The sequence below is a fragment of the Yersinia intermedia genome (assembly GCF_900635455.1).
GTDB classification, from domain to species: Bacteria; Pseudomonadota; Gammaproteobacteria; order Enterobacterales; family Enterobacteriaceae; genus Yersinia; species Yersinia intermedia.
Genome location: NZ_LR134116.1, coordinates 86,010 through 98,146 on the forward strand (window position 1 = coordinate 86,010; position 12,137 = coordinate 98,146).

The window sequence follows — 12,137 nt, forward strand, 5'->3', positions numbered from 1 at the left end:
ATGCCTAAAGCGATGGCGATATTTTAGAGCATTTGGTTGAAAAACATTATCGATAAAATGTTATGCCGTTCGTCCTTGGACCTCTGTCATCATTCTGAAAATGGCACTGGGCTATGACTTCTACTGGTATTATCATCGCGTCCCCCCCTTGTCTTGCAGGAACTGCCGTTTCATCCAAATTGATAGGGGGTATCATATTACTATCTCAGGTCAAAAACTCATCCAATTACCACCTTTCATTCGATAACGGCTAATGAATTTTATCGGTACTGGCGTTATGAAAGTGGCCTCGACGGTACGTGCTGGTAACATGGCAACAAAATTAGACGTATCCACCGAATGACCGTCAAGCAGCAATCGCGGCGCACTGACTTTGGGGCCGGTTCTAACCGATTGAGTGCCGATCACCTCAGCGGTAATGTTTTGCTGACGCAGGCCTGGAATTTTAACTTCATAAAAATAGCTGCGGGTGTCAGCATAGCCGCCTGAATCGAGATCGGTACCAAAGGAAATATAATCAGGATTGCCTTGACGTACATGCGCCTGGGAATGCCCAGCGGCGTCTTCACCAAAGGCTTTTTTAAATCGCGTAAGCACGTCTTTCGAGGAATCACCGCTTCTGGGGTGGAATCCACCCGCTTTTCTGATGGCCTCCGGTGAACGATCGTCACCGCGATAAAACGTCATCAGATCCTCAGAAGCCCATGTTCTGGCCGCAGCTGGGCTACCACGGCCTGATAAGCCTTTTTCCAGAATATTAGCAGTTCGTGTTCTCAGCCCCGATGTGGCGCGGGAGATACCTTTATAAACGCCACGGCCCACGCCTCCTGCCAGCCCGGAAATCCCTGTTCCCAGTGATATCCATCCCAATACTGAGGATGCTTCGGGATTACTATCGGAAATAGCGTTGCTCGCAATAGATATTACATCTGAAACAACGCTCATCGAGCCAACCACCAGTGATATTGCTGAAGCTGAGCTGATTGCTGTCATCACGCTGCCAGCGGCAATTATTGATGCACCGGCGCTAAATATAGCTGCCAATAATCCCAGAGAGCCCAACACGATCCCAGCAATGGCGCTTCCGCTCAGATGACCGCTTGGATCTAGGCGATTAATAGGATCTCCTGCGCAGTAAGCATATGGATTAATGCCGCCAACGCCAAACGGGCTGAGGCTATCCGGGCAGTTGAATCGCATTAGTAAAGGGTTGTAGGCACGATAACCGTTACCTAAATGGTAGCTTCCACTAACCGGATCGAGGCGTTCGCCATTAAACCCCGGTAACGGGGAAGGCGTGTAGCCATAGCCGTAGGGTGACCAAGTGTTGAGAGTACCGCTGCTGTTAGCTACCTCTCGTGACCAGAGCAAATTATCATGGTTATCGGTGGCCGTCAGGGTAAGATGGCTGACCTCTTTTACCCCCAGACAGGCATGACCCAGTTTAATCAATCGATTATTACTTGCCTGATACGTTATGACTTCGTTGGCTAACTCATTTCCTTGGTAATACAACACTCGCTTATCACCATCACTGACGTTCTGGGCCACCAGTCGGTTCAGTGCATCGTAACTGTAGCTACCGCCTGCGATATTCTCTCCGTTTATGCCAATAAGACGACCGGTTACGTCGTAGGTGAGCGTGCGACCCGATTCATCTTTAATCATGCGCCCATTGGCATCATAGTCGAGGGCAATACTGGCGGGATAATTAGGATGCGTATGAGTTATTGAGGTTAATTGTGTGGGATCGTCATCATTGAGATATTGGTACACTACGCTGTCGGTAGTGCCATCGGAGAAAGTGGTTTCCAGGTAGGTCAGATTATTCAGAGCATCATAAGCGTAGCGTTGTGCAGATAGCATCATGCCATTAGGCGCGGGTGGCAGGTTGCTTCCGGTCGCGACATAGCTGATCAAACGATTACGTTTATCATAGCCGTAATTTTCAGCGCAAATGGTGATATTATTGTGTTTGGTGATACGAGTAGCCAACTGATCGTTTGCCAGCCATGTTTGTAATATGATGATTTCTATGCCTTTGCTATCAGTCACCTTACGGGATATTTCCCGGCCAAAATCATCGTGAGCTAGCTGAGTTTTCAGGCTGTTCTGCGTTGTTCCATCGGTAATCAGCAAGCTGGCAAGGTAGCCTAACGGGTTATAACTTAGCCGTGCGTTCAGATCATCATCCGCAACTTCAATTATTCTGCCGTCAGTATTTCGGTTATAGCGGGTTTGTGCGCCGGTGATATCGGTAAAAGTGGTGTTGCTACCACGCAGCGTCCAGTGATAATGACTGGCTCGGGGGGAATCTTGGCGATGGATCACTGTTTCGGTTTTCAAACTGCCGGAAGGGTGCCAGGAAAATTGAGTATCGACACTGTCAGTTTCTTTGGCGTCCAACTGCCGCCCACTAATAGGGTCATAGCTAAACTCTTGGGTGACACCGTTTGCGTTGAGAGATTGCACCGAATTATTCAGTTCGGGAATGTAAGATAGATTAATCACTTCCTTCTCAGGGGTGATGATACTGAACGGAACGGGTGATGCTTCCTGATAGCGATAGGACGTAGTTCGGCCACAGCTGGAGCTTTCGATCAGCCGCCCCAGGCTATCAAAATTCTGAGTGCCTAGTAGCCAATGCTGGGTTTTTCCTGCTGAATTCTTACCCGTAAGGGTGAGTGAGGCGACACAATTGCCCTTTAAATAGCCGGGGTAAGTGCGGGTTACTATGCTGCCGTCTGCTGTAGTTTGGCTGACTAGCCGGTCGTAAGCATCATAGGTATGCAAAGTGACATGCCCAAGTTCATCTTCTTCTCGGCATAAGCGGCCCAGTCCATCGTAAGCATAATGGCACACTCCCTGTGGCTTTCCGGCAGTGTCAATACGGGTCGTGCTCAGAGGGCGTAGATTGATATCGTATTGAATTTTGCTGCTACCACTGTCGATCTCACGGTTATTGTTGTTACCACTCTGGTGGAGAGTTTGGGTAAGCTGAATAGGGTCATTCACTTGCCAACGCGTAATGCCGTCGCTGCCTGCGGCTTTAGTTATTTCCCCCCAATTATCATAAGTATGAGCCGAGTTAATGGCATATTGTTCAGGCCGCTGATTTTTCGCTATCCACCAGTCACTGCTTTTCTCTGCGGTGATTTCATTTAACAGGTTATAGCTATAAGACTGAATTTCATACCAAGAAGGTGTCTCTCCCGCATTCGACTGCTGTTGGCGTAATGTGCGACCCAGACCATCAAAATAGGTGCGAAGCTTATTACCTGCGGCATCTGTTTCAGTAGTGGAAAGCTTCCCTTCGCCATCGCTCAGGTAGTCCCAACGGGTCGTATTTTCATAGCGGGTGCCAGGGCAGGTAACTCTGGAGGTAAGACGGCCCATTTCATCGTATTGATAATGCGTAGTAATACCTTGAGCATCGGTTTTTGCATACAACAGCCCAGTATAAGCGGAGTGAGTGTGAGTTACCGTACTGGTTACACCGTCAGAGCCGATAAATTTTGCTATTTGAGTTAATAAACCACTTTGTATTTGAGTCGTAAAATGCTGAGTGCTGGTGAATTGCTTGCCGCTATCTGACAGCTCATACATGTCCTCGTTAATGGCAATAATTCGGCCAAACTCGGCGTCATTAGCGTCACTTATTGACATTAGGTTCTGTTGCGACAACAACTGGTCGTCGCGATAAAAGAATTTCTTCTCTTGCACCACATACGGAGTATTGCCGAGTCTTTGGTAGGTAAAACGGCAGGTCCGGATTGGCGTGGTATAAGCAGATTCGGCAGGGATGAGTTTTTGTTGTTTCATAAATCGCACAAAACCGTTGGGTTCCGCTGGGCAGTTTTCCTCCCCCTGGCTGGCGTACCAACAGGTCACTACCACCGAACCATCAGGATTTTCTTCCTTCGTTGGGTTGCCCCAGAGATCAAATTCAGTTTTCGTTATTTCAACGCGGCGTTGTTCGGTTGCTGGTTTGCTGGTATCAAGAAACGTCGTTGTGGTTTGTTTGGGGAGCTGAAATTGTGCGGGCTGTTGGTCAAAAGAGATGCCTTTTTTGGCATAATACTCAGTTTCTACGGTACATGAACAGCCGCCCTGTTGGGTGCTTTCCCGCGTAATGAGATGGAAATTATTGTATCTACGGGTAATAACAATATTGTGCTTATCACCGAGTTGAGTTTCCGTTGATCCATATTGGTAATCCGTCAGGATCCGATAAGCATTATCGCTATTTGGTAAGAAATTCACGCCACTGGCAAAGCCTAAATAGTTCGTGTTGGTATATTCGTAGAGAGTGACCAACTTTTGCTGCCCAGTTCCGGGGGTGATAGTGTGTCTGACGGCGGCAGGCAACGCGGGCACGGCATTCTCAGGAAAGCGCATCAAGTGATTTTGGTAATCAACGTTTTCAATTAAGCCGGATGGATAAGTCACCTGTTCAATATAACCCTCGTCAGTATAGGCCATAACCCATTGATACTTATTATTAACTAAGGTTATCTTTTGCAATCGTTTGTTGAACAACTGAAATTGTAGCGTGCGCTGTTCCTGCGTCCCTGAAAAAATAGTAATTTCAGGGAATATCGCATCGTTGTAATTTATTTTAAGTAATTCTCTATTGGCATCTCGGATGCTGGCTAACCGCTTGAAACCTTTAAATATCCAGTGAAAATGAACTTCATGCCCTAACGGAGAAATTACTGAAATAACATTTTTAATATTTTGACCTGAATTCCTGCCTTCTAATATTTCGACCACACCTGATTTATAAGTAATAATATAGTTATCATTATTACGCTCGAATGTAAAAGAGCTTAGTTTTTTTTGCTCAATTTCTACGCCGTTAGCACTTTCATAAATATGGTATTTATCACCTGTTGATAAATACAAAACTTTATTTAGTGCATCATACTGTGAGAATGAAAATGAAAACCCCATGCCAAGACCAATGTTATTACTATCAAGCATATTATAATGTAGTGATACATCTATTTCCGGCCCTAAATTGTTATTAGCCACCACACTGGCAATAGGAAAAGAAAATGAATATAAACCGGTTCTCGGGTCAACGCCGCCTAAGGCTGCGCTGATGAAATTACCACTCTGAGTGAAATAGTTAGCCACTTGAGTCATATAAATGACCTCCGTTGAGTTTTTTTAATATTGAAATAAAAGTAGCCCAGTCGGTAAAACTGAAACTACTTTTAATAATAAATCACGGTTAAGCAATGGGATGAATGCAAGGTGAACTAAGCCAAGACATGGAAGGATATGTTCTGGTCGCCATTAGATTTTACGTCAATATCAGCTCTGTTACCGTATTGGTCATGTAAGAAGAAATGCAGAGATTTAGACCAATCGTTATAAGACCATAGCGCACCGTACCATAGGCGATAAGACCAGAAACAGATGCCGCGTTCCTCATGATTTTTCGAGGTAACGCTAATGGTCCAGGAGTTCGACACTGGAAATTTGGCAGTATAGTTAGCTGAGCTAATATCAATTGAGCTATCAGTTGAGGTAGAACAACCTTTATAGTTGCCTTGCTGTCTATAATAGAACCAGTATCTCTGATCACATAAAGCATCATGGGTAATGGTATTATCTGTCGATTTAAATCGGACGTAATACTTTCTCAATATACTGTTATAGCCGTCAACACGGTTTTCTTGTTTAGTCAAAATGTCCAAGTCATTATCAGTGAATATTCTCGCTGGGAGAATTCTCATTGATATATAGTCAGGTATTGCATTGTTATTATTGTTTATTTGTGCCGTTGTATACTCTATTTGGGTCCCAGTGTTGGGATCGTTAATGAAAACCTGAACATATACTCTGAGTGGGGACTCTGAAACTTTAGGAACAGATAAATAGAAGTGACAAGGGTTGCCGGGATTGTCTCGTGATATTTGTTTTAGAACAGGATAAACATATTTCCCCGCCACTTTTGACTTGGTTAATATACTGCTGGGAATAGGCGTATTTTTATAATCAACGAGATTAATATGGTCGTATATTTCATCGCTGGATAAAAATACTGGGTTATTATCTTTATCTCTGGCTTCAATAATTATATCTACGGGTATTTGATTATTACCATTGGCATAGATAGAAGTCGATTTCTCACCATTGGAAATATAAATACTTAATTTATATATACTTGCTATATTATTCCAGTTAGACATATATTACCTCTTTAGGTTGAGATTTCACCCGTCGGCTTTATTAGCCATTAGTGGTGCAAATAAATCTTATATTTATGGTTTGGCTTATTCAATAGATGATTTTAAATCCTATTACTCATAATATGATGTTATTGTATGAAAAATAATTTAATAAAAAAAGAGTATCAGTAAATATAAAACTCGCTGAATGATACCGTGGGGATGCTAATTGGTGTGGATTATTCTGTGAGATCTTTATAGTACTTTTTAGTCACATTTTTATTCAGAACTCTATTAATAAAATTGCTAATTTTGAGATCCTCTCAGGAAACGGAAATTATTGTGCGTTTAGATTATTATTTAACCACTACTGATACGCCACAGATTTATTTAGCGTCAATTATTACCGCTTTTAAATTATCTCTCTCTCCATGTATTGCCCATTACTCACGATTGCCGCATAAATGCCTTACCGCGCTGGAGCAGCTTAATATAACGATCTGTTTCTGTTCAAAAAACAGGCTTATCGTACAATTATTTTCCAATATTTAAACACATCTCTTCTCAATCAAGGTTCATCTGGACAGTTTACTTTACGGTAACGGTGTTTTTATCTGCCAGTTGGCTATTTGGCAATATGTCATGCTGGCTCGCTATAATTTCTAGATTTGTTAGCTTATGCGCCAATAGTGAGGTGTGTCACTTTTTCAATATCGGTGTGGCACGTAGTCCGGCTAATAGATTAGTTAAGACAATGAGAAAAATAGAGAATTTCCACCTGCTGGTTATGTTGATTCTACTGGTTGCTGTTGGTCAGATGGCGCAAACCATCTATGTGCCTGTTATCTCAGATATCGCCCGTGATTTATCGGTTCGCACCGGTATAGTACAGCGCGTGATGGCAGCGTATTTGTTGACCTATGGTTTTTCACAATTGATTTATGGCCCGCTATCAGACCGAGTTGGCCGTCGTCCGGTGATTCTGGCCGGTATGATGATATTCATGTTGGGGGCGCTTGGCGCCTGGCTGGCAGATAGCCTGACCATGTTGGTCGCTGCCAGCGCTTTGCAGGGGATGGGGACGGGTGTTGCGGGTGTGATGGCGCGTACCATGCCACGGGATTTGTATGCGGGTACGGCGCTACGCTACGCCAACAGTATGTTGAATATGGGTATTTTAGTTAGCCCATTGATGGCACCGGTTATCGGCGGAGTGCTGGCCAGTTTATTTGGCTGGCGCGCTTGTTATGCGTTCCTGCTATTTCTGTGCGGTGGGGTGGCGTTTTGTATGTTCCGCTGGTTACCAGAAACTCGGCCACAACAAACTGAAAAGCGGCGAATGTTAGCCAGCTTCCGCCTGTTACTCTCTGATCGCGCCTTTAGCTGTTATTTAATCATGTTGATTGGGGCTTTGGCCGGGATTGCCGTATTTGAAGCCAGTGCCGGTGTGTTGATGGGGGGAGTGCTAGGGCTGAGCGGTATGATGGTCAGTGTTCTGTTTATTCTGCCGATCCCCGCCGCATTTTTCGGTGCATGGTACGCCGGGCGAGAGAGTAAAACCTTTCACAGCCTGATGTGGCATTCGGTTATCAGTTGCCTGCTGGCTGGGTTGATGATGTGGATCCCTGGTTGGTTTGGCATCATGAATATCTGGACGTTGGTAATACCAGCAGCATTGTTCTTCTTTGGGGCTGGGATGCTGTTCCCGCTGGCTACCACGGGTGCTATGGAGCCGTTCCCTTATCTGGCTGGTGCAGCAGGTGCGTTAGTGGGGGGATTGCAGAATGTGGGGTCAGGATTGGCAACCTGGTTATCCGCTATGCTGCCACAAACGGGGCAATTTAGTTTGGGGCTGCTGATGTTTGCCATGGCAATTTTGATTTTGCTGTGCTGGTGGCCGTTATCTCATCGAATGCAACCACAAGAGCATCATGCTTAATGAGGTTGATAAAAACGGGTACCGGTTTAATGCGATACCCGTTTTATGCTCTGATAAAAGAGAGCTAGAAAAGGTTCATTGGGTGGCTTACAACAAGAACTCATGTAATGCTGGATCTTTGCGATCGAGGAAATGAGTCGAACGGATGCGGCGGATAGTGCGGGATTTGCCCCGGATCAGCAGTGTCTCGGTGGTCGCCATGTTCCCTTTACGATAAATCCCTTCCAGTAAGTCGCCTTTGGTAATACCGGTTGCAGAGAAAATCACATTGTCATTACGGGCCATATCGCCCAATAACAGCACGTTACCTGCTTCAATCCCCATGGCTTTGCAACGCATCAGTTCTTGTTCACCAATACGGCGGTTATCTTCGTTATCGCCCTTAACGTGATGGCGTGGCAACAAGCGGCCTTGCATATCGCCATCCAATGCACGGATCACCGCAGCAGAAATGACGCCCTCAGGCGCACCACCGATGCAGTACATCACATCGACTTCGCTTTCTGGCATGCAGGTCAAAATGGATGCTGCGACGTCGCCATCTGGAATGGCGAACACTTTCACCCCAAGTTGCTGCATTTCAGCGATGATACCGTCATGGCGCGGTTTGGCTAGTGTGATAACGGTTAGCTCGGTCAGTGGCTTATTGAGTTTGATGGCGATATTGCGCAGATTAACTTCCAGCGGTAGGTTAAGGTCGATAGCCCCTTTGGCTCCTGGCCCCACCACCAGCTTTTCCATGTACATATCCGGCGCATGTAAAAATGTACCTTTATCTCCCACCGCCAGCACTGCCAGCGCATTCGCTTGGCCCATGGCTGTCATCCGGGTGCCTTCAATCGGGTCCACTGCGATATCAACTGCATCACCCTGACCGGTCCCCACGTTTTCGCCGATATACAGCATCGGGGCTTCATCGATTTCACCCTCACCGATAACAATCTGCCCATCAATATCGACCTGATTGAGCATAATGCGCATGGCATGTACGGCAGCACCGTCAGCGGCATTCTTATCGCCCCGACCCAGCCACTTATAGCCTGCCAGCGCGGCGGCTTCAGTAACTCGGGAAAACTCGATGGCTAGTTCACGTTTCATGGTTAGACCTGTATCCCCGTCATACGTCAAGCTGCATGTGCGTTGGCTATGCTCGTTACTCGGCCCGTCCGAGGCCGCTGCAAGCAGATTTGTCACCCCAGTCACCTGCTTAATGTAAGCGCCTGTGGCTTTTCTCGCCTGCCGCTTTCCTGCAACTCGAATTATTTAGGGTAATAAAAGAAGAATGTAAGCAGGAATTCTACCACCTTTGCGAAGTAAAGCCGTAAGGGTGTCTTTTGGCTGGATGAGATTTTTCACAATAAAAAGGCACCATCAGGGATGATGGTGCCTATGGTTTACAAACAACAGTGTAAAACAAGCGGGCTGTTATTCTTCGTGCTCTTCCCATGCCTGAGCACGCGCCACAGCTTTCTTCCAGCCACGGTAACGGACATCACGTTCGGTGGTTTCAATCCCCGGACGGAATTCGCGCTCAATCGTTGCTTTGCTCTTCACTTCATCCAGATCAGTCCAGAAGCCAGTCGCAAGGCCTGCCAGGAACGCAGCGCCGAGAGCGGTACTTTCACGAACGGCAGGGCGCTCAACACGGGTGCCCAGAATATCGGCCTGGAACTGCATCAGGAAGTTATTCGCCACCGCACCACCGTCCACACGCAGTGATTTCAGGCGTTCCCCGGCATCTGCCTGCATCGCATCCAGTACATCACGCGTCTGGTAAGCGATCGATTCAAGTGTTGCACGGATAATATGGTTGCTATTAACACCACGTGTCAGACCAAAGATAGCACCACGGGCATACGGGTCCCAATAAGGGGCACCAAGGCCGGTGAAGGCTGGCACTACGTATACGCCGTTGCTGTCTTTCACTTTAGTTGCGAAATATTCGGAGTCGGTAGCATCGCTAATCAGTTTCAGCTCATCGCGTAACCACTGGATAGATGCACCGCCAATAAATACCGCGCCTTCCAGTGCATAGTTAACTTCACCTCGTGGGCCACAGGCAATCGTAGTGAGCAGGCCATGGGTAGACTGAACGGCTTCTGTACCGGTATTCATCAACAGGAAACAGCCGGTTCCGTAGGTGTTTTTCGCCATGCCCGGTTGTACACAAAGCTGGCCGAACAAGGCCGCTTGCTGATCACCGGCAATACCCGCGATAGGAATACGGGTTCCGCCTTTACCACCAATGTTAGTTTGGCCATAAATTTCTGAGGATGGACGGACTTCAGGCAGCATAGCGCGCGGAATATTCAGCGCTTTCAGCATGCGTTCATCCCACTCTTTAGTGCGGATATTAAACATCATGGTACGTGATGCGTTAGTGTAATCCGTAACGTGTACGCGGCCTTGGGTCATGTTCCACACCAGCCAAGTATCTACCGTACCAAACAGTAACTCACCGCGTTCAGCACGCTCACGGGCACCCTCGACGTTATCAAGGATCCATTTCACTTTGGTGCCGGAGAAGTAAGGGTCGACTACCAAGCCAGTGTTGTAACGGATGTACTCTTCCAGCCCTTCTTTTTTCAGTTTTTCGCAGATATCAGCAGTACGGCGGCATTGCCAAACAATGGCGTTATACACTGGTTTCCCAGTCGCTTTATCCCAAACAATGGTCGTTTCACGTTGGTTGGTAATACCGATACCGGCGATTTCATCAGAACTGATACCGGCTTTCGCTAACACTTCAACCAGTGTTGAGCTTTGCGTAGCCCAGATTTCCATTGGGTCATGCTCAACCCAACCGGCTTTCGGGTAAATTTGAGTGAATTCGCGCTGAGAAACACTCACGATATTGGCATCATGATCCAGCACCACGGCTCTGGAACTGGTAGTTCCCTGATCAAGCGCGACAATGTATTTTTTTTGAGTAGTATTTTCAGTTGTCATAGTTAGCCTACTTTTAAGTTGCCGTAAATCTATTGGGTAGTATCTATTATTTATGCTTTACGTTCTGTGGTCGTTACCGTGGTTTCTTCATCATCAACCACACACACATCGCACGGTAAATGGCGGCCAATCAGGGCGCGATAACCGAAAGCACCGAGTAATGCACCAACGATAGGCCCGAAGATAGGGACCAGGAAGTAAGGAATATCACGCCCGCCAGTGAAGGCAATTTCGCCCCAACCTGCCAGATAAGCAAATGCCTTTGGACCAAAGTCACGCGCCGGATTCAATGCAAACCCAGTCAATGGGCCCATGGATGCACCGATAACGGCAATCAAGATACCAATCAGTAGAGGTGCCAGTGGGCCGCGTGGAATACCGTTACCGTCATCGGTCAGGGCCAGAATCAAGCACATCAAAATGGCAGTAATCACGGTTTCAACCAGGAAGGCCTGGAACACAGAAATATGTGGATTCGGGTAAGTGGAGAAGATTCCGGCCAGATTCAGGCTCTCGGCGCTACCGCGAACAATATGTTGCGTTTGTTCTAAATCGACAAACAAGTTGTAATAGAGGCCGTACACTAAAGCGGCAGCGCAAAATGCTCCAGCAATCTGCGCCACAATGTAAGGGATAACTTTACGGCGATCGAAACAAGCGAATAACCACAATGCAATGGTTACGGCCGGATTAAGATGTGCACCTGAGATTGCGGCTGTTAAGTAGATTGCCATGGCAACACCCAGGCCCCAAATGATACTGATTTCCCACTGCCCAAAACTGGCCCCAGCCAACTTCAATGCAGCAACGCAGCCTACACCAAAAAAGATTAGCAGACCGGTACCGAGAAATTCAGCGATACACTGGCCTTTCAACGTCGAACTAGCGGTTTGGCTCATAATAGATGTCCTACAGACAGAGATTTATAGGGTTTTCTTATTTTTGCCCTTCGAACAGCGAAGGGAGTGATGTAAATTTATCGTTAACGAGCACAAACGAGAAATAGCGAAATCAAAATGTGTGTGGTGCGTCATAAAAATGAGCGATTTCGCGTTATTCACGGCTGTTAA

The 12,137-nt window shown here is 46.6% G+C and carries 6 protein-coding genes; 1 reads left to right on the forward strand and 5 read right to left on the reverse strand.

The window, feature by feature from the left end:
* Nucleotides 1–210: 210 nt before the first annotated feature.
* A complete protein-coding gene (locus tag EL015_RS00440) occupies nt 211–5,148 on the reverse strand; it encodes an RHS repeat domain-containing protein (protein WP_005190544.1) in 4,938 nt (1,645 codons plus the stop codon).
* 116 nt (nt 5,149–5,264) lie between these two features.
* Nucleotides 5,265–6,200, reverse strand: a complete 936-nt coding sequence (locus tag EL015_RS00445) for a hypothetical protein (protein ID WP_005190541.1) — start codon at nt 6,198–6,200, stop codon at nt 5,265–5,267.
* Between the two features lie 733 nt (nt 6,201–6,933).
* Between EL015_RS00445 and emrD the strand changes: the two genes are divergently transcribed.
* Nucleotides 6,934–8,118, forward strand: coding sequence for a multidrug efflux MFS transporter EmrD (emrD, locus tag EL015_RS00450; protein ID WP_032907516.1), 1,185 nt, complete (start codon nt 6,934–6,936; stop codon nt 8,116–8,118).
* Between the two features lie 87 nt (nt 8,119–8,205).
* On the opposite strand, the gene glpX is transcribed toward emrD, so the two are convergent.
* The 3 genes from glpX to EL015_RS00465 all read right to left on the reverse strand — a co-directional run bounded on the left by glpX (nt 8,206) and on the right by EL015_RS00465 (nt 11,966).
* Complete coding sequence (glpX, locus tag EL015_RS00455; RefSeq protein WP_005190535.1) at nt 8,206–9,216, reverse strand: class II fructose-bisphosphatase; 1,011 nt, start codon at nt 9,214–9,216, stop codon at nt 8,206–8,208.
* A gap of 327 nt (nt 9,217–9,543) precedes the next feature.
* Nucleotides 9,544–11,067: a glycerol kinase GlpK gene (glpK, locus tag EL015_RS00460; protein ID WP_005190533.1), complete on the reverse strand. Its 1,524-nt coding sequence runs from the start codon at nt 11,065–11,067 to the stop codon at nt 9,544–9,546.
* Between the two features lie 50 nt (nt 11,068–11,117).
* The gene (locus EL015_RS00465) at nt 11,118–11,966 is read right to left on the reverse strand and encodes an MIP/aquaporin family protein (RefSeq protein ID WP_005190531.1); all 849 of its coding nucleotides are present in this window, start codon (nt 11,964–11,966) and stop codon (nt 11,118–11,120) included.
* Nucleotides 11,967–12,137: the final 171 nt, after the last annotated feature.